This is a genomic window from Rhizobium sp. BK049 (assembly GCF_014193135.1).
Lineage (GTDB): Bacteria > Pseudomonadota > Alphaproteobacteria > Rhizobiales > Rhizobiaceae > Rhizobium.
On record NZ_JACHYV010000008.1, the window covers coordinates 127,345 to 148,820 of the forward strand.

The window sequence follows — 21,476 nt, forward strand, 5'->3', positions numbered from 1 at the left end:
TCATACGCGAGTGATGTAGTCCGTGGAAATATCGCTCACCCCGGTGACCCCGAGCAGCGCCATGTTGCTATACAGTTCCGTCTTCAGGATATCCGCCGCCCTGAGCACGCCCGGTAGCCCCGCGACGGCTGCAGCATAAAGGAACGGCCTGCCCACGAACACGAAACAGGCGCCAAGCGCGAGGGCCTTTATGATATCCGTTCCACGCCGGATGCCGCCGTCGATCATGACGGCAATGCTGTCTCCGACACGTGCAGCAACCTCCGGGAGGACCTGAAGGGGAGATGCAGTGCCGTCGAGCTGGCGGCCGCCGTGATTGGAGATGATCACGCCATCCGCTCCGGTATCTGCAGCCCGTGCCGCGTCTTCAGGATGCATGATCCCCTTGACCACGAGCTTGCCGGACCACCGCTTGCGTATCCGCTCCAAGTGGCTCCAATTGAGATGGTCACGCTTGCCGAAATCGCGCGTGACGTTCGAAGAGATGATCGGCGCGCCTCTTGTGGCGTAGGAATTTTCAAAATGCGGAATGCCGTGCCGGACGATCGTGCGCAGGAATGTGCCGGTTGTCCAGCGGGGATGCGAGATGCCCTGCCATGCCAAGCGGATTCCGGGACGCAAAGGTGTCGAAAAGCCCGCCCTTACATTATTTTCCCGATTGGGCAGCGTGGCCGTATCCACGGTCAGCAGAAGGGTGGTGAGGCCGGCCGCGGCGACCCGATCGATGAGAGCGTCGATGCGGTCGGGTTCGCCGGGGAGATAGGCCTGAAACCATGCTTGTGGCGAAACCGCCGCGATCTCTTCCAGGGGGATGAGTGACGAACCGCTTATAATCATCGGGATTCCCGATTGGTCCGCTCCTTGCGCGAGCACAATATCCCCCCGGTAGGCCATCAGCGCGCTGATCCCCATCGGCGCAATGCCGAACGGTGCGGCATAGGTTTTGCCGAAGAGGCTCGTCTCAGTGCCGCGCCCCGAGACGTCCCGAAGTACACGAGGCCGAAAGGCATAGGCCTTGAAGGCCTCTGCGTTATGCCGCAGCGACGCATTGGTCTCGGTCGCGCCGGCGATATAACCGAACAGAGGCTTCGGCAGATGCCGCCGTGCCCTCATTTCAAAGTCATCGAGGCAGAGCGCATCGCGGCAGAGCCGGGTCGATCGATCAGTGTTACCGCTGGAGATCGTCATGAAGCTTTATCTTCTCGGCATTTGCGGGCGGGTATTATTCAGAGTGGCGGCGCAGGATTGCATAGAATCCGCGCCGGCGACCACTGTCAACTGAAGCTTTCCGCAGTCTTCGCTTGCCTCAGATGCTTGCCTGCGACCTCCGGGTCGAACGGCAGAATGAGCGTCAGCAGCTGCCGCCGGGAAGAAGCAGCAGAGCGCCGCTGATCGGACCGCCGGTCCAGCGCGCGCTCGGCCGCGACCTTTCCGTGCAGGAATGTCGCTAATTATCCGTCAATAGAGTAAACCGCCGTCTGTCGCTCCGCTCGCGCGCCAACTGCCCCGCCGCTGCGCAGAGATCGGGCGCATAGAGCTGGCAAGTTTTTCGCTTTTCGATTCCCCTATCAATTAGATCCAGAAGTCGTGCAGGTGCGATGTCGGGCGGCGCGGCAATGCGACCGGTGACGACGTGTTTTTCCATTTTCTCATGATCGGCGTGATCGATGTCGGGGTTGCGCCAGCAATTTGCGCACATGATCCTAAAGTTTTCGGTGTGTGAATAGATAATGGCGTCCTCGTCCAATTCCCCGCTTTGATCGATCAGTTGCCCTGCTGTCTCTTGCGTGCCCGCGAAAGCAAAAAACTGGTAGTTCCGGCGCACAAGCGTTGCCAGATGCGGGAAGACCGGGACCTCTTGTTCACCGTAGGTATGATACGTAATCGGAGCGCCGTCCATGAGGACGACATCGCCATAGTCGACGCCGAGACTACCGAACAGTACGCTGCGAATAATGCCATGACATGGACTTAGACGCTCGATCCATACGGTCTCCTCCTCCCCTGGATCATCCGAGTCCGCCGTCCGCTCAGCAAGAGGCCGCTGGGCAAGTCTCACCTTGCAGGCCGCATACCCGCCTTCCGGTAACCCGAACCGCCCAAGCTCGATCTTCTGACCCATCCGCTTCCACACGTCCAAAGCGGTCTCGGCGTCCCCTGCGCCCGTGGCGCAGATTCCAAGGTTCCACTCGGTGCTGTCGATAACCTCCCGCTGCAAGCTTGCAGCAGCCAGGCCCGCCGCTACGCCTTCTGCGAATCTGCCCCGCGTCTTGTAGAAAAGGCCCAAATTGTATTGATGCGCGCTGTTCCGTGGATCGATTTCCGTCAGTTTCCGGAGACTGTTCTCGGCGATTGCATCCATCTGGCGTGCCATCATTCGCGCCGACGTGGCGAGCCCGCGCAGTATCTGCTCCTGTTCGGGCCGCCCGTCATGAAGCTTGGCTAAGCGGTCCAGCGTCGCGACCATCGACTGAAATATCGGGTGCTCCGGCGGTGGCGCGTTCAGATCATCGATGTCGCGGACGGATTCCAGGCATAGTCCGATCGCCGAAAGGATATCGATATTGTCTTCGTGGGCATCTGCGATCTCGGAAAGAACGTCTGTTGCGTCTTCTCTTGTGAGGCTTTGTTGGTCAACTATCCATAACAATGCCATCGCGGCCTCAGTCTGGTGACGCTGGGCTTTTCGAAATGGTTGGATCTTCTGCCATGCCGCCGACGTGCGGCCCGCCTGTCCTTCTGCAACGACGTCACGCGTTATCGCGTCGATCTCATCGGAAGTGAGAACCGCATTGGGACCATTCGACATGTCGTCTCCGTGGAGGGCTTCGGGGTGGGCGATGGTTACGTGGTCACGTCTCAAGGCGGCGGGATCACATCAACTTCAGCCCCTTCAGGCTGACATGGCCGTCCTTGCCGATGATGATGTGGTCGTGGACGCTGATGTCGAGCGCTTTGGCTGCCTCGACGATCACCTTCGTCATGTCGATATCGGCTCGCGAGGGCGTCGGATCGCCGGAGGGGTGGTTGTGCACGAGGATGATCGCCGTCGCCGAAAGCTCAAGCGCGCGTTTGACCACCTCGCGCGGATAGACCGGCGTATGGTCGACCGTGCCGCGGCCCTGCACCTCATCAGCGATCAGCACATTGCGCTTGTCGAGGAAGAGAATGCGGAATTGTTCGCGTGTCTCATGCGCCATGGCGGCATGGCAGTACTGGATGACCGAGGACCAGGAGGAGAGAACCTGCTTGCTTCTGATCTCGCTCTTCAGGGTCCGGTGAGCGACGGTGGCGATCAGTTTCAGGTCGAGGGCGACATTCTCGCCGACGCCCTTCACCTCCGTCAGTAGCGCCGCCGGCGCGCCAAAGACGCCGGAAAGCGAGCCGAATCGATCGATGAGCGCCTTGGCGATCGGCTTGGTGTCGCGTCGCGGGATCAGCCGGAAAAGTAGGAGTTCGAGGATTTCGTAATCGGCAAGCGCCGTATCGCCCAGTTCGCGGAAGCGGTCACGCAGCCGCTCGCGATGACCGTGATAATGTTCCGGCCCGGAAAGCGAGGCGGGTAGGGCGGTCCGGGCGTTCGGCGCGGCTGGTTTTCGCAGCCGGCCGCCGAAGAACGAGCGTTCGTCGACAACAGGCTCTTCAGTCTCGAAAGGCAGCTTGTCGTCGGAAGATGTCGCAACAGGCCGCTTCGCCATCAGATCTTTACCTGGCAAGCGGCGGCAGTCCGGGCCGGTCGAGGCCACCCGGTGACAACGTAAAGATTTCGCAGCCCTCGGCGGTGACGCCGACCGTGTGTTCATACTGCGCCGAAAGCGAGCGGTCGCGGGTCACGGCCGTCCAGCCGTCGGCAAGCACCTTCACATGCGGCCGGCCGAGATTGATCATCGGCTCGATGGTGAAGATCATGCCTTCGCGCAGCTCCGGTCCTTCATTGGCGCGGCCATAATGCAGGATATTCGGCGAATCGTGGAACAGCCGGCCGACGCCGTGGCCGCAGAAATCACGCACCACCGAACAGCGCTCGGCCTCTGCATAGGTCTGGATCGCCTCGCCGATCGCGCCGGTGCGGGCGCCGGGCCTGACGGCTGATATGCCGCGCATCAGAGATTCATAGGTCACCTCGAGCAGCCGCTCGGCTGCCCGCTTGATCGTGCCGACCGGATACATCCGGCTCGAATCGCCATGCCAGCCGTCGAGCACGAAGGTAACGTCGATATTCACGATATCGCCTTCGCGCAGCGGCTTGTCGTTTGGAATGCCGTGGCAGACGACGTGATTGATCGATGTGCAGGTGGATTTGGTGTAGCCGCGATAATTCAGCGTCGCGGGAAAGGCGCCGTGATCCATACCGAAATCGAATACGAATCGGTCGATCTCGTCGGTAAGCAGGCCGGGCCTGACGATATCGGCGAGTGCATCGAGGCAGCGCGCGGTCAGCTGGCACGCCCTGCGCATGCCTTCGAATGCCTGCGCATCGTAAAGCCGGATGGCGCCCGTATTCTTCGGCGGCGCGGAGGAGGCTTCGATATAATTCACCATTGCAGGGCCTTAGCGGAGATTGTTAGATTTGTTCATAATGCAGCTATGCCGGGTTCGTCCATCGCGATCAACCGTCGGGACGAGATTTCTGGAAGGTTTCGATCCGCCTTCCGCAGCCATTCGGCGCCGAATTCTAAGTGCCGGAGGAAATATCCACAATCTTCCCAAGGGGATAGGATTGATCGAATAAGGTCTCCCCGCTACTCACCGATTGGTGACAGTGGGGAAGGGTCGGTCGTGCTGAATGAAGCTGAAAATCTTGGTAATTCGCCCGGGGTCGGCACGGAGCCGGAACGGCGCGTGCGCGATCGCGGCGCCACTGAGCGCGCCATCCTTGCCGCCGCCAAGGGCCTGCTGGCGGAGGAGGGCTTCCAGAATTTCGGCATCAATGCGGTCGCCCGCCGCGCCGGCTGCGACAAGCAGCTGATCTACCGCTACTATGGCGGACTTGACGGTCTGGTCGAGGTGATCGGCGCGGATCTCGGCACATGGGTGAGGGATCGCATTCCGGAAGATGCCGGCGGCATGTTCATGCTCACCTATGGCGATCTGATGGAGCGGTTGGCGCTTCTCCTGCTCGACGCCTTGAGAAATGATCCGCTGATGCGCCGCATCCTCGCCTGGGAAGTATCGGAAAATACCGAGCAGGTGAGGCGGCTGTCCGAGGCCCGTTCGAAGGCTCTCGCCCTTTGGCTAGATCGCATGCGCGGTTCGCTGGCGCCGCCGAAGGGCGTGGATGCGGCAGCCGTCAATGCCGTCGTGATCGCGGCGATTCAGTACCTCGTGCTTTCCGGCGCAGCCGGCGGCCAGTGTGCAGGCCTGTCGCTGAAGACGTCGAAGGACTGGGAGAAGGCCGCGACGGCACTGAAGCGTCTCGTGCGCGGCGTCTACGGCTGACCCCATTCATCCACAGGGAGGCGGCGCGGCGTTAACCTTAACGAATGGTTTACGTTGCGTGGGGCTGGTTAACCGGACAGTGTGGCGGGGAGCAGAGATGATACGAGTGAGAACCTGCGAGTTGACGCCCATGGGAAGCAAGATCGCGAAAGCCGCAATTCTGGTGACGGCAATGATGTTCTTCGCAATCCTGGCGCTCGATATCGCAATTCCCACGCTGGTGCTTTGCATCATGGCGTTGTCGACCTGGCTGGTTTCCCTCGATCTGCCCATCGCCCGCAAGCAGGGAGGAGAAGCCGCATGAAGTGGTTTCTAGTCTTCTGGGCCGGTCCTATCGTCTTTCTGGGCGCATGGTACTGGCTCTCCTATTACGACATGAATTTCGGCATCTTCATGCTGACACGGCAGGTCCATGACCTGACTTTCGCGATTTATGGCGAAGCCCTCGGCATTCCGCCGGAAACCATTCCGCCGCTCGTTGCTCGCGCCATTGCGGTGGACAGTCTCATCGTCTTCGCCATCCTCGGCTTCAGAAAGCGGAAGTTGATCGCCGCCTGGTGGAAGGCGCGTCAGGCGCTGGATTCGTCTCCCGCAGACCTTGCGAGCGAGGACAGCCTGTCGAGGGCCCCCTGAAGGATGAAGCTTGCCGCGGCCGAATCGATCCGTTCGGCCCGCTTGGCGCGTGAGACGTCCATTTCGATGAGCGTCCGTTCGGCCGCGACCGTCGAAAGCCGTTCGTCCCAATAGACGAAGGGCAGCACCGTTTTCTGCTCCATGTTGCGCACGAAGGCGCGCGTCGCCTGCACGCGCGGCCCCGCCGATCCGTCCATATTCATCGGCAGGCCGATGATAAAACCGGCAACCTTTTCCGCCGCCGCGAAGTCCAGCAGCACCTGCGCATCGACGGTGAACTTGACGCGGCGGATCACCGGACGTGGCGTGGCGAAACGCCGGCCGAGATCGGACATCGAAAGGCCGATCGTTTTGGTGCCGAGGTCGAGACCGGCGATCGCCTGCCCGGGAGCAAGGATTTCAGCCATGTCCTCGATCGTCAGCACCGTCATTTCCGTTTCATCCCGTCAAAAGAAATTGAAGCCGCCGCCGCTTTCCTTTGCCGGGGCGTGAGATATGTCCTTACCATCGAAATCAGATTTTGCATCACGTAAGGAGAGATTTCATGAAGATCACCTGGCTCGGCCATTCCGCCTTCCGCATTGAGACCTCAAAGGCGAAGATCCTGCTCGATCCCTTCCTCAGCCACAACGCCTCCTTTTCCGGCCAGGACATCAAGGATGTGTCCGCAGGCATCACCCATATCCTGCTGACCCATGGCCATGGCGACCATGTCGGCGACACCGTGGCGCTTGCCAAGGAAACGGGCGCCGTCGTGCTCGCCAATGCCGATCTTGCCGCCTGGCTCGGCTCCAAGGGCGTCGACAGGATCGAGATGGGTAATACCGGCGGCACGGTCACATTCGGCGGATTCTCCGCGACCTTCACCAATGCGCTGCATTCCTCGGCCCAGATCACCGAGGACGGCGTCTCGCATGCGCTCGGCAACGCCAATGGTCTGATGCTGCACTTCGACGACGAAGCCTCGATCCTCGCCATGGGCGACACCGACATCTTCTCCGACATGGCGCTGATCAACGAACTGCACCAGCCCGATATCGGCTTCGTGCCGATCGGCGACCGCTTCACCATGGGCGGCGCGGTGGCGGCACTCGCCTGCCAGCGCTATTTCAGCTTCAAGACCGCGATCCCCTGCCATTACGGTACATTCCCGATCATCGACCAGACGGCCGATAAATTCGTCGCCGGCATGGAGGGATCGAAGACTGAGGCGAGGGCGCTGAAGCCTGCCGAGAGCCTGTCGATCTGACGAAACCCCGTTGCACCGGGCGGACATGGCCTTTATAGCGGGTGGGAAAAATCCTATCCGGAGAATGCCATGTCCGTCGATCTTGCCACCGTGAAGCGCGTCGCCAAACTTGCCCGTATTGCCGTCTCCGAAGATGAGGCAAATCGCATGGTCGGCGAGTTGAACGGCATCCTCGGCTTCGTCGAGCAGCTCTCCGAAGTCAATGTCGATGGCGTCGAGGCGATGACGTCGGTGACCCCGATGGCGATGAAAAAGCGGGCCGACGAGGTGACCGACGGCAACAAGGCCGCCGATATCGTCGCCAATGCGCCGGTCACCGACCATAATTTTTTCCTGGTGCCGAAAGTCGTCGAATAAGGCGTCGAAAGCCTCTTTCCGACCCTGTTGCCATTTTCAAGACCTGAAGCGAAAACACGATGAGCGAACTCACCAGCCTGACCATTGCCGAAGCCCGCGAGAAGCTGCGCGCCAAGGAAATCACCGCGCTCGAACTGACCGAAGCCTATATCGCGGCAATCGACGCGGCCAATGACCGGCTGAACGCCTATGTCAAGGTGACGCCGGATCTCGCCCGCGTCATGGCCAGGAAGTCCGACGAGCGGATTGCCGCCGGCACGGCGGGCGAGCTCGAAGGCATTCCGCTCGGCATCAAGGATCTGTTCGCAACCGTTGGCGTCCACACCCAGGCCTGCAGCCATATCCTCGATCGTTTCGAGCCGCGTTATGAATCGACCGTCACGCAGAACCTCTGGGACGATGGCGCCGTCATGCTCGGCAAGCTGAACATGGACGAGTTCGCCATGGGCTCGTCCAACGAGACGTCCTATTACGGCCCGGTGATCAATCCCTGGCGTGCGTCGGGCTCCAACCAGCAACTCGTTCCCGGCGGCTCCTCCGGCGGCTCGGCCGCTGCTGTTGCCGCCCATCTTTGCGCCGGCGCCACCGCGACCGATACCGGCGGCTCAATCCGCCAGCCGGCCGCCTTCACCGGCACCGTCGGCATCAAGCCGACCTATGGCCGCTGCTCGCGCTGGGGCACCGTCGCCTTTGCCTCCTCGCTCGACCAGGCAGGCCCGATCGCCCGCGATGTGCGCGATGCCGCTATCCTGCTGAAGTCGATGGCAAGCGTCGACGCCAAGGACACCACGTCTGTTGATCTGCCGGTGCCCGATTATGAGGCCGTCCTCGGCCAGTCGCTGAAGGGCATGAAGATCGGCATTCCGAATGAATACCGTGTCGACGGCATGCCTGAGGAGATTGAGACCCTCTGGCGCCAGGGCATCGCCTGGCTGAAGGATGCCGGCGCCGAGATCGTCGATATCTCCCTGCCCCACACCAAATACGCGCTTCCGGCCTATTACATCGTCGCGCCTGCCGAGGCGTCCTCGAACCTCGCGCGATACGATGGCGTGCGCTACGGCCTGCGCGTCGACGGCAAGGATATTGTCGATATGTACGAGAAGACGCGCGCCGCCGGCTTCGGCCAGGAAGTCAAGCGCCGCATCATGATCGGCACCTACGTGCTGTCGGCCGGCTACTACGACGCCTATTACATCCGCGCCCAGAAGGTCCGCACGCTGATCAAGCGCGATTTCGAACTGGCCTTCGATGCCGGCGTCGACGCCATCCTCACCCCGGCAACGCCGTCCTCCGCCTTCGGCGTCGCCGACGAAAACCTCGCGGCCGATCCGGTGAAGATGTACCTGAACGACATCTTCACGGTGACGGTCAACATGGCGGGCCTGCCCGGCATCGCCGTGCCTGCCGGCCTCGACCATAAGGGCCTGCCGCTCGGCCTGCAGCTCATCGGCAAGGCCTTCGACGAGGAGACCCTCTTCAAGACCGCCTACGTTATCGAGCAGGCCGCCGGCAAATTTACGCCGGCCAAGTGGTGGTAACGGGTCTCACGATCCGAAAGATGACGTCCGCCGACCACGAAACGGTCGGCGCCGTCGGCTTCGCCGCATGGGCCGCAGCCGATGCCTTCGACGAGAGTTATCGCGACCCCGCTGTGATTGCTAAAATCAGGCAAGAGTTCACTGTTTTTCCGCGAGAGACAAAAGGTGAGATCTTCGTTGCCGAACTCGACGCGGAGATCGTCGGCTGGATTGCTCGTGAAGGCCAACCCAACTATGTGTCCGATCTCTGGGTGCATCCCCATCATCAGGGCAAGGGTGTGGGCGAAGCTCTGCTGTCGTATCTGTGCGAGCTGATGACGGCCGAAGGACTGACGACCGCCCGGATCGACACCCATGCCAGGAACCTGGGCGCCATCCGGCTTTACAAACGCTGCGGTTTCACCATCATCTGGCACGGTATCGAATTCTCCAGGAGCATGGGCGTCCCGCTCGAAAAGGTGCATCTGGAGAAGCAGCTAGGCTGAGCAACAGCCGAAACCGGGAGGGCTTCATGGCAGGCAATGATCTTATGCGCCTGATCGATGCAATCGATCGCCTTGCTGCCGGCGGCTTCGCCATGGGCGCTGATTGGCAGGCGGTTCACGATATCTGTCAGCGCCACGAAGGTGAACAGCCGTTCGACTGGGGCCACGCCCTCTGCCATCGCGTCGAGGGCGACGACTGGAATGCCGACTACTGGTATCGCCGCGCCGGCAAGACCCGCGGCACGGGCACGATGGCCGACGAGTGGGCGGCGATGCGGGCGGAACTATCTGCCAAGGCTTGAGGTTTGCCCCGACCGTGCCGGTTTAAGGCGCGGCCAGAGTGAGTTGGTCGCCGACCTATCTATTGTCCAGCTGCGACCTGACAGCCCCGGCCGCGATGGGCTTCTTGTCTCCCGCGTCAAAGGATGCGCTTTGGACGACAGTCTTCAACCTGCTTAAATATCGACTAAAAATTGTGGAAACCTACGGTATTCACAAAAGGCTGGATGCGAAGCGACCACCCCAGGCGACCGGCTGACGGCAAGCGATCCGGACCTCGGCAACTGGTCCTATGACTATGACGATGCCGGCCGGCTGATCCGCCAGACGGATGCCCGCGGCGCGGTGACGACGATGGCCTACGACCAGATGGGCCGGGTCACCCGCAAGGAGGTGACGGAGCCGGGGGCGACGGTGCCGACACTGCTGGCTGAGAACAGCTATGACGAGCCGGCCGCCACCGGCCAGTCGCACAATGCCGGCATGCTGACCAAGGCCGAGAATGCCAATGCGACGATGACCTACACCCGTTTCTATAACGGTGTCGGCGACAAGGTCATCACCCGGGCGGTCATCGACGGCGTGGCGAGCACGACCACCTTCGAGCATGGCCCGACCGGCAAGACCACAGCGATCGGTTATCAGCCTGCCAATATCGTCGTCGGCAAAAGGACCTTGCCCTGGCTCTACAACGACGCCGACCTGCTTTCCAGGATCCCGGGACTGATCGACTCGACAAGCTACGAGGCCGACGGCCAGACGCAGACGATCAATTACATCAACGGCGTGACGACCAGCTTCAGCTATTCGCCGACCCGGCGGTGGCTGGACCGGGTGACGACGGCGAAGGACACGACGGTGCTGATGGACAATCAGTACACCCGTGACAAACTCGGCCGGATCAAGACGATCACCGGCCTGGCCGCCAACGACAACTGGACCTATGGCTATGACGATCTCTCTCGTCTGACCGGCGCCGACAATGGCGGCGACAACAGCCTCGACGAGACCTACAGCTACGACACGAACCACAATCTTCTCTCCCGCACGCGGATCGGCACCTATGTCTATCCGACGACGGCATCGGCGATCCGCCCGCATGCGGCAACGCAGATCGGGGCCAAGACCATCGACTATGACGCCAACGGCAACATGATCTCCGATGGCAGCCGCACGCTGAGCTGGGACGGCGCCAACCGGCTGGCGAGCGTCACCCAGGACGGCGCCACGGTGAGCTTCGCCTATGGACCGGACGGCGCCCGGGTGAAGAAGAGCTGGGGCTTCGGCACGACGCTCTATCCCGACGCCAATGTCGAGATCGACCGCTCGACGCCGGGCACCGACATCTACACACTCTATCCACATCCCGACGCCAAGATCGTCGTCACATCAGGCAGCACCGAGCAGGACAAGTTCTTCCTGCACCGCGATCATCTCGCCTCGGTGCGGCAGGTGACCAACGAAAGCGGCTATCGGGTCGAGCAGACCGGCTATGCCGCCTATGGCGAAGCCACCAACACCAGCTTCCAGACCAAGAAGAGCTATATCGGCGAACGCTTCGATCCTGAAACCGGGCTGATGTATCTCAATGCCAGATACTACGATCCGGCATTCGGACGGTTCATCTCGCCGGATGATTGGGATCCGACCAAGGAGGGTGTCGGGACCAACCGCTACAGCTACTCCGAAAATGACCCCGTCAACAAGTCAGATCCCAATGGACATTCCACCAACTATTCAGACAACTGGGGACAGCGCAGTACCGACCCTAGCAATGAACGTGCGTCGCACCCTGACAATGGCTTGAAATCAACGTTCAGCGTCAGCTTGAGTACCGGATCGACGGCCGGGAGTAGAGTGTTTGCAGACGCGGAGGAGGATCTGGAGAAGAAGGCAGATGGCGATCCGTTAAATGATCTGTCTCTTCCACATGTGATCCCCTTGTCTCCACTTGATGAAGTGGAGAACGGGGTTAAAATTCAAAGCTTGAGTGCAGGTTACGGCAGCTTCGGCCCTATAATGGGCGGAAGGGCGAAGGTAGTACCCTCAAAAGACGGCGCTATCCATGGAAATTCCAAGCTTTCATCAAAGACGACATATCTCTACAAGCTAAGCGGAGATGAAGGTACGTTTCTGAAATGGGGCATCAGCCAAAATCCCAACACGCGGTACACAACATCATTTATGAGAGACAAATACATGGAAACAGTCGCGTCCGGATCACGCTATGACATGTTGACTCGCGAGCGTCAGTTGGTGATCGACGGTCCCGGCCCTTTGAACAAGGAACCATGGGCGGTTAAAGCTAGAGCGAGGCTGAGCGAATGATCGCAATCGGCATTCACACAGGCGGTCCGGAGCTAAGTAATATTCCGCTGGTTGCAGTTTTGAAGAAAGCAATGACAGTCGCCAAACGGCATCGCGATCCTTCATATGACTCGGGACAAGAAGGTTGGGTGAACCCGGTTTTCGTACTTCCCGGGTCCGTCTATAAGCCCGATTTTGAAGGGTTCAAAATTGGACATTTTTCGCGGAAGGAAAAAGGTGTGGTTGTTACGATCGCCGTTCCCCCTTCCAAGTTTGATGCGGTGTCTTCGGTCGATTACATCACACAAGCATTGCGCGAAAGCATCGAACTCGCCTCAAAAGTCTTTGCTGAGAAAAAAATAAATTTCTCGAAAGAAAGAGCTGAGGGATTAATCCTTGAGATTGCGGCGACTCTGCGATCCAACTAATGTCACCTCACAAGAATATTTAGCAACCTCCGAAGGGCTTGAGTTGAGAGAATTCTATCAGTGGACGTCAGGCGGCAACTGGACCTGCGGCTATGACGATCTCAGCCGGTTGATCAGCGCCGACAATGCCGGCGACAATACGCTTGACGAGACCTATAGCTATTCGCTGACCGACAATTGCTGTCTGACGGTGCCGGCACGCTGACCGGGGATGGCGCCAACCGTCTGTCGAGCGTCGTCCAGAACGGCGCCACCGTGACGCTCGCCTATGGCCCTGACAACGCCCGGGTGAAGAAGAGTTGGGACTTCGCGACTTTATCCCGACGCCACCCCGGGCGCGGATAGCTCCACGCTTTATCCGCATGCTGACGCCAAGATTGTTGTCAACCGCCGGCTCGAAAGCGGCTACCGTGTCGAGCAGACCGGCTATGCCGCCTATGGCGAAGCCACCAACGCCAGCTTCCAAACCGAGAAGCTATATCGGCAAACGCTTCGATCCGGAAACCGGGCTGATTTATCTCAATGCCAGATACGATCCGGCGTTCGGACGGTTCATCTCGCCGGATGACTGGGATCCGGGCCCGCCCCCGACCGCGCCGGTCTGAGGCGCGATCCGGGTTGGTCGCCCGTTCTATCTATTGTCCAACTGCGACCTCACCAGCCTCAATCCTCGTTCGGAAATCCGGTAGGGCTGCCCGCCTGAAGACTTGATCGCCTTCAGCCGCTTTAGCCTGCGGAAAAGGTCGAGGTCGACGCCGGGATAGAGCCAGCCGTCGCGGGTGAAACAACTGACGTTTTCGATCTTTCTGTAGTCGTTGCGGGTAATTTCGATGCGGCCGCCTTGGGCCATGAGATGCAGGATGCGCTGCTCCGTGCGGGAAATGTCCATGTTGTGAGATCCGGTATCGCGCCTTAGGGGCGCACAAAAACGATCTGGCGCTCATTCGAACGTCAGGGCTTCGTTTTTTCGGGCCCATGCGCGCAAGACAACTTGCGGGCAGGGCCTTTACCGGGTCTCAGGCAGGCTCAACATAAAACACCTCGATAAGATCTAATATTCAGCCCGGAAAAAGCGGTCAAGAGCAGCCTTGTCGATGAAACCGGTCGAAAACCTTGGTTTCGGTTGATCCTCCCTTTGCAGCTACTGGTAAATTCCGCGACTCAGTGCTCTAGTTGGAGGGGTAACGCGGAGGTGTCGTTGATCCACATTCGCAATGCCCGCGACGGGGAAGCGGAACTGTTGAGCGAGATCGGGCTCAGGGCCTGGCAAAAGGCGATGGCGTCGATTGGCGAATCGGATGCGATGATCGACGCGGCGCGCAACGCCTTTCGCAACTTCGTGGAGAACGACTGGCTGACAATCACCGTCATCGAGCAGAACGGCCAGGTCGCAGGCTGGGCTGCACGCGAGGGATTGGACGAAACCATCTCGGATTTCTGGATCGATCCCGTCTTCACCCGGCAGGGACTCGGCTCAGCCCTTCTCGAACGCATCGAGAAGGATATCGCCGGCCGAGGCTTTGAGACGGCGGCGGTGCAGACCCATTCCGGCAATAGCGAGGCAATCGGCTTTTTTCGGAAGCATGGTTATGGCGTCCACTGGCTGTCGGTCGCCTATAATCCGAAGCTTGACCGCGACGTGCCCTCTGTCGGGCTGACGAAGCCGCTGGTTTCGGACAGCCAAGGCGGCTATGGGCAGGAATTCTGACGTTTAAAAATCCAGATGAAGGTGAGGGGCCTATAGCGGCGCGAAGGCCAGCATCATGACCAAGGCGCCGTGAAGGATCAGGATCGCCGCCAGGATCGACCGGAACGGCTCCTTTCTCGTCTTGTGGCGCAGGATCTGCTGTGCCGCCACCGCACCGAGGCTGCCGCCGATCAGCGCAAGAGTCAGAAGCGTGCGCTCGCTGATGCGCCACCCGCCTTTGCGCGCCGCCTGCTTGTCGAGGAAATAGATCGTAAAGACGATGAGGTTCAGCGCCAGAAACAGTGCGGCCATTTTTGTTATGTCGGTCATCGTCATGCGGCTACACTGCCATCCCTCGGTTAACCCGCGGCAAATGTCGCCGCCCTGCGTCAAACCGCGGTGCGCGATGGGGAAAGCCTTGCACCGGAATGCCATTTCCTTTACCTCACCAGTGGAAAAGAACAGCCTGCAAAGAGCCTCAGATGACCATTGTCGACGTCCGCACGCCCGATCCGAAACGCTTCATTCCCGGCGCCACCGGCGACTGGGAAGTCATCGTCGGCATGGAAGTCCATGCCCAGGTGCTGTCCAATTCGAAGCTCTTCTCCGGCGCCTCGACGGAATTCGGCAAGCCGCAGAATTCGAACGTTTCGCTGGTCGATGCCGCCATGCCCGGCATGCTGCCCGTCATCAACGAGGAATGCGTCAAGCAGGCCGTGCGCACCGGTCTCGGCCTCAAAGCTGAGATCAACAAGCGTTCGGTCTTCGACCGCAAGAACTATTTCTACCCCGACCTGCCGCAGGGCTATCAGATCTCGCAGTACAAGGATCCGATCGTCGGCGAGGGCAAGATCGTCATTTCGCTCGGGCCGGATCGCCAGGGCCAGTTCGAGGATATCGAGATCGGCATCGAGCGCCTGCACCTGGAGCAGGATGCCGGCAAGTCGATGCACGACCAGCACGCGACCATGTCCTATGTCGATCTGAACCGGTCCGGCGTGGCGCTGATGGAGATCGTCTCCAAGCCCGATATGCGCTCGTCCGACGAAGCCAAAGCCTATATGACCAAGTTGCGTTCGATCGTGCGTTATCTCGGCACCTGCGACGGCAACATGGATGAAGGCTCGATGCGCGCCGACGTCAACGTCTCCGTCCGCCGTCCGGGCGAGCCCTTCGGCACGCGCTGCGAAATCAAGAACGTCAACTCGATCCGTTTCATCGGCCAGGCGATCGAATACGAAGCGCGCCGCCAGATCGGCATTCTGGAAGACGGTGGCACGATCGATCAGGAGACACGCCTCTTTGATCCGAACAAGGGCGAGACGCGCTCCATGCGCTCCAAGGAAGACGCACATGATTATCGCTACTTCCCCGATCCGGATCTGCTGCCGCTCGAATTCGACGACGCCTTCATCAAGGCGCTCGAAGCCGATCTGCCGGAACTGCCCGACGACAAGAAGGAGCGCTTCGTGCGTGAACTTGGCCTTTCGGTCTACGACGCCTCCGTGCTCGTCTCCGAAAAGGCGATCGCCGATTATTTCGAGGCGGTGGCCGCAGGCCGCGACGGCAAGACGGCGGCCAACTGGGTGATCAACGACCTGCTCGGCGCGCTGAACCGCACCGGCAAGGACATCGAACAGACGCCGGTGTCGCCGGCCCAGCTCGGCGCCATCATCGACCTCATCAAGGCTGGGACCATCTCCGGCAAGATCGCCAAGGATCTCTTCGAGATCGTGCTGACCGAAGGCGGCGATCCCGCCGAGATTGTCGAATCGCGCGGCATGAAGCAGGTGACGGATACCGGCGCCATCGAAAAGGCCGTGGACGAGATCATCGCCGCCAATCCCGAACAGGTGGAAAAGGTCAAGGCGAAGCCGACCATGGCGGCATGGTTCGTCGGCCAGGTGATGAAAGCGACCGGCGGCAAGGCCAATCCGCAGGCGGTCCAGGCGCTCGTCAAGGCGAAGCTCGGAATCGAGGAATAAGCGGTGTATTTCGTCCGCACCGCCGGCGAGCGCGACCTCAAGAAGGTGCGCGCTCTTCTGGTGGAGAGCTTTCACGCCACCTATGACGAGCTCCACGGCAAAACAATGGTGGACGATCTGGTCACCCATCTCTTTACGCCGGCAGCGCTCAAGGCGCGGCTGGTGCGCAGGGATGCCGAGTTCCTCGTCGCCGATAATGGCAGCAACATCGGCGGCGTGGGTTATGCAGCGATGTCGCAGGCGCTGACGAAGACGGTCATGCTGCATCTCCTCTACGTCAGCCCGTCGCTGAAGCGCCAGGGCATCGGCCGCGATATCTTCGCCGAGCTCGAATCCTGCTTTCCGGATGCCGAGATCATGCGTCTGGAAGTCGAGCCGCAGAATGCGGCGGCGATCGCCTTCTACAAGGCGCATGGTTTCACCGAAGCCGGCCGCAACGAGAACAGCGCGCCCGGACAATCCGGCATTCCCTCGCTGATTTTCGAAAAACCGATCGAAGGGCATTGAGACCGTGGCGGTCGAATTGCCCGATATTCTCATTCGCGAAGCGCGCAGCGACGATCTGCCGGCGCTTGTGGCGCTGTTTGCCGCCGATGCTCTCGGCGGTCACGGCGATACGACGGATGCCGAGGCTTTTGCCGATTATGCCAGGGCCTACGCGGTCATCGAGGCTTCGCCCGACCAGACGCTTTATGTCCCAGAGCGCGGCCGCGAAATCGTCGGTACGTTCCAGACGATGCTCACGACCTCGCTGACGGGCCGCGGTTCTTCGACGATGATCATCGAGGCGGTGCAGACGCGGGCCGACATGCGCGGGCAGGGCATCGGCACTGGAATGATCGAATTCGCCGTTGCCGAGGCAAAAAGCCGCGGCGTGCGGCTGGTACAGCTGACCTCGAACGCCATACGCAAGGATGCCCATCGTTTCTATGAAAGGCTTGGCTTCAAGCCTTCGCATATCGGCTTCAAGATGGCCTTGAAATGACCCCTGCCTCTCGTGGAATCGCTGGACAATTCGGCTTGGCGACGGCATAAGCGGGGAGCTAAATTCTGGTTTGGCCCGCACAGGCGGGCACAAGGAAAAGACATGCGGAATCTTCTGGTTCAAATCTTCACCTGGTGGAACAGTCAGACGATAGGCACGCGTTTTGCGACCTGGCGTTTTGGCAAGCGCGTCGGCGAGGATGAATTCGGCAACGTCTATTATGAAGGCGGCATGTCTTCCTACGGCCTGCCGAAGCGCTGGGTGATCTACAAAGGCTATGCCGAAGCCTCCGCTATTCCGCCGGGCTGGCATGGTTGGATGCATCATCGCACCGATGTTCCGCCGTCCAAGGAAGACTATGTCGCCAAGGAATGGCAGAAGGCGCATCGTCCGAACCTCACCGGTTCGCCGCAGGCTTACCGTCCGCCGGGCTCGCTCGCGGTTCCCGGCGAGCGGCCACGCGTCACCGGCGATTACGACGCCTGGACGCCCGGCAACTGAGACGGCTCGACCGGGCGATCGCAAGCCCGGCTTTTGGCCACAATTGACCTTTACCCGCAGGTTGGCCGCGCTGGATCGCGGCCGTGAACCGAAAATGTCTGGAGACGGGTGCATATGAAGCTCTTCACGCGGAACATGGTCCTGCGTGGCGCCGGATCGCTGCTGGCGCTCTCGGCTCTGCTTCCACCGGGTGCGGCGCATGCCGCACGCATCGACAATCCGGTTGCCGTCTTCTCCGGCCTCGACAAGATCACCGGCCGCATCACGACGTTCGATGTCTATGTCAATGAGACGGTACAGTTCGGCGCGCTACAGGTGACGCCTAAAGCCTGCTATTCGCGCGACCAGGCTGAAGCGCAAAAGATCGACGGTTTCGTCGAGGTCGACGAAATTACCCTGGACCGCAAGATTCGCCGCATCTTCACCGGCTGGATGTTCGCCGACAGTCCCGGCCTCAACGCCGTAGAGCACCCGATCTATGACGTCTGGCTGAAAGACTGCAAGACAAGCTCAGACGTCCCGGCACCTGACAGCGCCAAGGCGCCGGCCCGCTGATTGATATCAGCTGGGACAGACGCCGAAAAAGCTTCACAATTTCGGCGCCGTCCACTGGTTAGGCAGCCTATGCCGTGGGTGTCTTGTTTCGCGTGAAAAGACCTTTGGCAAACCGAAGCGCACCGCCAAGCACGACGACAATAAGGATGCCGGCCTTTTTGAGGAAGGCGGCGGCAAGCGCCAGTAGTCCTACCTTTGCGGCGATCTTGGCGCCAGCACCCGCAGCGATCATCCCGGCCATTCCGTAGGCTGCGATCTTGTCGCCTTCGACGAAGTCGGTATAGGCCATTCCCTTGTCGAACTGCACTAGCGTCGTGACGGTCGGAATGACCTGCTCGATCTCCTTCAACTGATTCAGGCCGGCAACGAAATCGAACTCGAATACGCCCTGGCGACCAAGAACGCGTACCGAATAGTTAAGGGTATGCGGGGCTTGCGCATCATCGCCGAACAGCAAATCGCGCGCCCAATGCATCGCATGCGCAGATTTGTCGTAATGCGGCGTCGAGGCCCAGCCGACAAGCGTAATCTTTTTAAAACCCTGCTTTTCGCGCTCGACGTTATTTTCCCTGATCGAATCCTTGATGTTCTGCAGCAATTCATCGTAATCGGTCGTGGCGGCGTCGGCGTCTGAGACATAACCGTCGGCGCTGTATTCGACGATGGAACCCCAGGCCCCGATATCGGTCGGCGCGTATTTCGCCGGGAAGATCATTCCCATCGTTCCCTCCGCCGCCTGCGGCGGATTTCCCCAGATATCGACCAGCACCTTCTTCGTGTCTGCGGAATTGAGATAGTAGAAGCCTTCGGGCATGTTCAGCGTCGCCTTTGCAGCGGGCAGCTTGATCGCACCCTGCTGAAAATCGAGCTTTTGCAGCAGTGGTTTTTCTGCATCCGAAAAAGCCCTGCCAGGAAATATCTCCTGGTACGGGCGTGCTTCGGCCTGACCCGCAAACAAGGCAAAAAGGAGTGTGGCCGCATAATATCGTTTCAAAATTCTATCCCCCGTTTTATGGCCGAACCTATTCGAATCGGCTCGAAAATCAACGCTGGGATGAAACGATCACGCTTAAAACTCCAGGTGTGGCGATTCCATCGCGCTGGCGAGCAACAGCGCATATTCGGCCTTCGGCACGTCGATCGCTCCGAACGTTTTCAGATGTTCGGTGGTGAATTGCGTGTCGAGCAGAGTGAAACCCTTTTCCCTCAGTCGGTCGACCAGGTGTACAAGGCAGATTTTCGAGGCGTCCGTCCGGCGTGAAAACATGCTTTCGCCGAAAAAGGCCGAACCCAGCGAGACGCCGTAGAGGCCGCCGACCAGTTGATCGCCTTCCCAGGCTTCAACGGTATGGGCATGACCAATTTCGAACAGCGTGGAATAAAGCGACCGGATCGTCTGGTTGATCCAGGTGCTCGGGCGTCCCGATGTTTCCTCCGCGCAAGCCGCGATCACCTGGTCGAAATCGTGATCGAAGCGGATTTCGAAGGGTTTCCTGCGCACCGTTTTGGCGAGGCTTTTCGATATGTGGAAATTACCGAGCGGCAGAACGCCGCGCAATTCCGGTTCGACCCAGAAGATCTCCGGGTCGTCGGCAGACTCGGCCATCGGAAAGAGGCCGATGGAATAGGCGCGCAGGAGGATGTCAGGGGTTATGCCTGGTGACTTCCTGCGCGATCCTGCCATTCCTGTCCTATGCCGCTGGCGTGTTGGCGAGGTAATGTTCCAGCCAGTGGATATCGTAGTCGCCGTTGGCGATATCCTGGTTGGAGACGAGATCCTGGAACAACGGCAGCGTCGTCTTGATGCCGTCGACGACGAATTCGTCGAGCGCGCGGCGCAGGCGCATCATGCATTCGACGCGCGTGCGGCCGTGCACGATCAGCTTGCCGATGAGGCTGTCGTAATAGGGCGGGATCTTGTAACCTTGGTAGGCGCCGGAGTCGATGCGCACGCCAAGGCCGCCCGGCGCATGGAAATGCGTGATCGTGCCGGGGGAGGGCACGAAGGTGCGCGCATCCTCGGCATTGATCCGGCATTCGATGGCATGGCCGGAGAAATGCACCTCGTCCTGCGTCACAGACAGGCCGCCGCCGGAGGCGACGCGGATCTGCTCATGCACCAGGTCGATGCCGGTGATCGCTTCCGTGATCGGATGCTCCACCTGCAAACGGGTGTTCATTTCGATGAAATAGAATTCGCCGTTCTCGTAGAGGAATTCGATCGTGCCGGCGCCGCGATATTTCAGCTTCTTCATGGCATCGGCGCAGATCTGGCCGATCTTCATGCGCTGCTCGACATTGAGTGCAGGCGAATTGGCTTCTTCCCAGACCTTCTGGTGGCGGCGCTGCAGCGAGCAGTCGCGTTCGCCGAGATGAATGGCATTGCCTTCACCGTCACCGAACACCTGGATTTCGATGTGGCGCGGCTTGCCGAGATACTTTTCCATGTAGACGGCATCGTTGCCGAAGGCGGCTGCCGCTTCGGTACGCGCCGTCGACCAGGCCTCGATCAGATCGGCCTCGCTCTTGGCGACCTTCATGCCGCGCCCGCCGCCGCCGGCCGTTGCCTTGATCAGCACGGGATAGCCGATTTCGGCGGCCGTCCGCAGCGCATCCTCTTCGGTCTTCACTTCGCCGTCCGAGCCGGGAACGACGGGAATGCCGAGTTCCAGCGCCGTCGTCTTGGCGGTGATCTTGTCGCCCATGATACGGATGTGATCCGCCGTCGGCCCGATGAAGGTGATGCCGTGCGCTTCCAGGATATCGGCAAACTTGGCGTTCTCCGACAGAAAGCCGTAACCCGGGTGCACGGCATCGGCGCCGGTGATCTCGCAGGCGGCGACGATCTGATGGATGTTGAGGTAGCTCTCGCGCGAGGAGGGCGGACCGATGCAAACGCTTTCGTCGGCAAGGCGCACATGCATGGCATCGGCGTCGGCGGTGGAATGCACCACGACGCAAGCAATGCCGAGCTCCTTGCAGGCCCGAAGCACGCGAAGGGCGATTTCCCCGCGATTGGCGATGAGAATTTTCGAAATCATGGGC

Annotated in this window: 28 protein-coding genes; 18 read left to right on the forward strand and 10 right to left on the reverse strand. The window is 60.2% G+C overall.

The window, feature by feature from the left end:
- The 4 genes from FHT70_RS11045 to map all read right to left on the reverse strand — a co-directional run bounded on the left by FHT70_RS11045 (position 1) and on the right by map (position 4,542).
- Entirely contained in the window at positions 1-1,188 is a 1,188-nt protein-coding gene (locus FHT70_RS11045; RefSeq protein ID WP_183700948.1) for an alpha-hydroxy acid oxidase, read from the reverse strand.
- A gap of 259 nt (positions 1,189-1,447) precedes the next feature.
- Positions 1,448-2,809: a prenyltransferase gene (locus tag FHT70_RS11050; protein ID WP_183700950.1), complete on the reverse strand. Its 1,362-nt coding sequence runs from the start codon at positions 2,807-2,809 to the stop codon at positions 1,448-1,450.
- Positions 2,810-2,873: 64 nt separating this feature from the next.
- A complete protein-coding gene (gene radC / locus FHT70_RS11055) occupies positions 2,874-3,698 on the reverse strand; it encodes a DNA repair protein RadC (protein ID WP_183700952.1) in 825 nt (274 codons plus the stop codon).
- A 7-nt stretch (positions 3,699-3,705) separates the two neighbouring features.
- Positions 3,706-4,542 (reverse strand): type I methionyl aminopeptidase, encoded by an 837-nt coding sequence (gene map / locus FHT70_RS11060; protein ID WP_085777995.1) that lies wholly within the window; start codon positions 4,540-4,542, stop codon positions 3,706-3,708.
- 237 nt (positions 4,543-4,779) lie between these two features.
- On the opposite strand from map, the gene FHT70_RS11065 reads away from it, so the two are divergent.
- From FHT70_RS11065 to FHT70_RS11075, 3 genes are all read left to right on the forward strand, one after another.
- Entirely contained in the window at positions 4,780-5,439 is a 660-nt protein-coding gene (locus FHT70_RS11065; protein WP_183700954.1) for a TetR/AcrR family transcriptional regulator, read from the forward strand.
- A 130-nt stretch (positions 5,440-5,569) separates the two neighbouring features.
- Positions 5,570-5,743, forward strand: coding sequence for a hypothetical protein (locus tag FHT70_RS11070; protein ID WP_176536264.1), 174 nt, complete (start codon positions 5,570-5,572; stop codon positions 5,741-5,743).
- Entirely contained in the window at positions 5,740-6,072 is a 333-nt protein-coding gene (locus FHT70_RS11075; RefSeq protein ID WP_085777997.1) for a DUF6105 family protein, read from the forward strand. Before FHT70_RS11070 ends, FHT70_RS11075 begins: the two co-directional genes overlap by 4 nt.
- On the opposite strand, the gene ruvX is transcribed toward FHT70_RS11075, so the two are convergent.
- Positions 6,009-6,503: a Holliday junction resolvase RuvX gene (gene ruvX, locus FHT70_RS11080; protein ID WP_183700956.1), complete on the reverse strand. Its 495-nt coding sequence runs from the start codon at positions 6,501-6,503 to the stop codon at positions 6,009-6,011. The two genes, FHT70_RS11075 and ruvX, sit on opposite strands and share 64 nt — an antisense overlap.
- A gap of 113 nt (positions 6,504-6,616) precedes the next feature.
- Here ruvX and FHT70_RS11085 point away from each other — a divergent pair, with 113 nt between their 5' ends.
- The 9 genes from FHT70_RS11085 (at position 6,617) to FHT70_RS11125 (ending at position 13,323) form a co-directional block, all read left to right on the forward strand.
- A complete protein-coding gene (locus FHT70_RS11085) occupies positions 6,617-7,321 on the forward strand; it encodes a metal-dependent hydrolase (protein ID WP_183700958.1) in 705 nt (234 codons plus the stop codon).
- 69 nt (positions 7,322-7,390) lie between these two features.
- On the forward strand, positions 7,391-7,678 hold the full coding sequence (gene gatC / locus FHT70_RS11090; RefSeq protein ID WP_011425142.1) for an Asp-tRNA(Asn)/Glu-tRNA(Gln) amidotransferase subunit GatC: 288 nt from the start codon (positions 7,391-7,393) through the stop codon (positions 7,676-7,678).
- Positions 7,679-7,737: 59 nt separating this feature from the next.
- Positions 7,738-9,219, forward strand: coding sequence for an Asp-tRNA(Asn)/Glu-tRNA(Gln) amidotransferase subunit GatA (gatA, locus tag FHT70_RS11095; RefSeq protein ID WP_183700960.1), 1,482 nt, complete (start codon positions 7,738-7,740; stop codon positions 9,217-9,219).
- On the forward strand, positions 9,210-9,704 hold the full coding sequence (locus FHT70_RS11100) for a GNAT family N-acetyltransferase (protein WP_097598630.1): 495 nt from the start codon (positions 9,210-9,212) through the stop codon (positions 9,702-9,704). The genes gatA and FHT70_RS11100 overlap by 10 nt, the downstream gene beginning before the upstream one ends.
- 26 nt (positions 9,705-9,730) lie before the next feature.
- Positions 9,731-10,006 (forward strand): hypothetical protein, encoded by a 276-nt coding sequence (locus tag FHT70_RS11105; protein ID WP_183700962.1) that lies wholly within the window; start codon positions 9,731-9,733, stop codon positions 10,004-10,006.
- Positions 10,007-10,238: 232 nt separating this feature from the next.
- On the forward strand, positions 10,239-12,311 hold the full coding sequence (locus tag FHT70_RS11110; protein ID WP_281411772.1) for an RHS repeat-associated core domain-containing protein: 2,073 nt from the start codon (positions 10,239-10,241) through the stop codon (positions 12,309-12,311).
- Positions 12,308-12,718, forward strand: a complete 411-nt coding sequence (locus FHT70_RS11115) for a hypothetical protein (RefSeq protein ID WP_183700966.1) — start codon at positions 12,308-12,310, stop codon at positions 12,716-12,718. The genes FHT70_RS11110 and FHT70_RS11115 overlap by 4 nt, the downstream gene beginning before the upstream one ends.
- A 43-nt stretch (positions 12,719-12,761) precedes the next feature.
- Complete coding sequence (locus tag FHT70_RS11120; protein WP_183700968.1) at positions 12,762-12,923, forward strand: hypothetical protein; 162 nt, start codon at positions 12,762-12,764, stop codon at positions 12,921-12,923.
- Positions 12,924-13,155: 232 nt separating this feature from the next.
- Entirely contained in the window at positions 13,156-13,323 is a 168-nt protein-coding gene (locus FHT70_RS11125) for an RHS repeat-associated core domain-containing protein (RefSeq protein ID WP_183700970.1), read from the forward strand.
- 26 nt (positions 13,324-13,349) lie between these two features.
- Here the strand turns inward: FHT70_RS11125 and FHT70_RS11130 are convergent, their stop codons facing one another.
- On the reverse strand, positions 13,350-13,607 hold the full coding sequence (locus tag FHT70_RS11130) for a YjhX family toxin (RefSeq protein WP_183700972.1): 258 nt from the start codon (positions 13,605-13,607) through the stop codon (positions 13,350-13,352).
- A 309-nt stretch (positions 13,608-13,916) separates the two neighbouring features.
- On the opposite strand from FHT70_RS11130, the gene FHT70_RS11135 reads away from it, so the two are divergent.
- On the forward strand, positions 13,917-14,426 hold the full coding sequence (locus FHT70_RS11135) for a GNAT family N-acetyltransferase (RefSeq protein WP_097598626.1): 510 nt from the start codon (positions 13,917-13,919) through the stop codon (positions 14,424-14,426).
- A 30-nt stretch (positions 14,427-14,456) separates the two neighbouring features.
- On the opposite strand, the gene FHT70_RS11140 is transcribed toward FHT70_RS11135, so the two are convergent.
- Positions 14,457-14,741 (reverse strand): DUF1294 domain-containing protein, encoded by a 285-nt coding sequence (locus FHT70_RS11140; RefSeq protein WP_183700974.1) that lies wholly within the window; start codon positions 14,739-14,741, stop codon positions 14,457-14,459.
- A 146-nt stretch (positions 14,742-14,887) separates the two neighbouring features.
- On the opposite strand from FHT70_RS11140, the gene gatB reads away from it, so the two are divergent.
- The 5 genes from gatB (at position 14,888) to FHT70_RS11165 (ending at position 18,431) form a co-directional block, all read left to right on the forward strand.
- Positions 14,888-16,390 (forward strand): Asp-tRNA(Asn)/Glu-tRNA(Gln) amidotransferase subunit GatB, encoded by a 1,503-nt coding sequence (gatB, locus tag FHT70_RS11145; RefSeq protein WP_097598624.1) that lies wholly within the window; start codon positions 14,888-14,890, stop codon positions 16,388-16,390.
- A gap of 3 nt (positions 16,391-16,393) precedes the next feature.
- On the forward strand, positions 16,394-16,897 hold the full coding sequence (locus tag FHT70_RS11150; RefSeq protein WP_183700976.1) for a GNAT family N-acetyltransferase: 504 nt from the start codon (positions 16,394-16,396) through the stop codon (positions 16,895-16,897).
- A 4-nt stretch (positions 16,898-16,901) separates the two neighbouring features.
- The gene (locus FHT70_RS11155; protein WP_183700978.1) at positions 16,902-17,375 is read left to right on the forward strand and encodes a GNAT family N-acetyltransferase; all 474 of its coding nucleotides are present in this window, start codon (positions 16,902-16,904) and stop codon (positions 17,373-17,375) included.
- A 102-nt stretch (positions 17,376-17,477) separates the two neighbouring features.
- Entirely contained in the window at positions 17,478-17,876 is a 399-nt protein-coding gene (locus FHT70_RS11160) for an NADH:ubiquinone oxidoreductase subunit NDUFA12 (protein WP_183700980.1), read from the forward strand.
- A 114-nt stretch (positions 17,877-17,990) separates the two neighbouring features.
- The gene (locus FHT70_RS11165; protein ID WP_097598622.1) at positions 17,991-18,431 is read left to right on the forward strand and encodes a DUF2155 domain-containing protein; all 441 of its coding nucleotides are present in this window, start codon (positions 17,991-17,993) and stop codon (positions 18,429-18,431) included.
- Positions 18,432-18,498: 67 nt separating this feature from the next.
- On the opposite strand, the gene FHT70_RS11170 is transcribed toward FHT70_RS11165, so the two are convergent.
- The 3 genes from FHT70_RS11170 to accC all read right to left on the reverse strand — a co-directional run bounded on the left by FHT70_RS11170 (position 18,499) and on the right by accC (position 21,472).
- Entirely contained in the window at positions 18,499-19,425 is a 927-nt protein-coding gene (locus tag FHT70_RS11170) for a DUF2167 domain-containing protein (protein ID WP_183700982.1), read from the reverse strand.
- 75 nt (positions 19,426-19,500) lie between these two features.
- Positions 19,501-20,115: a leucyl/phenylalanyl-tRNA--protein transferase gene (gene aat / locus FHT70_RS11175; RefSeq protein WP_183700984.1), complete on the reverse strand. Its 615-nt coding sequence runs from the start codon at positions 20,113-20,115 to the stop codon at positions 19,501-19,503.
- A 7-nt stretch (positions 20,116-20,122) separates the two neighbouring features.
- A complete protein-coding gene (gene accC, locus FHT70_RS11180; protein ID WP_085778015.1) occupies positions 20,123-21,472 on the reverse strand; it encodes an acetyl-CoA carboxylase biotin carboxylase subunit in 1,350 nt (449 codons plus the stop codon).
- Between the last annotated feature and the right edge of the window lie 4 nt (positions 21,473-21,476).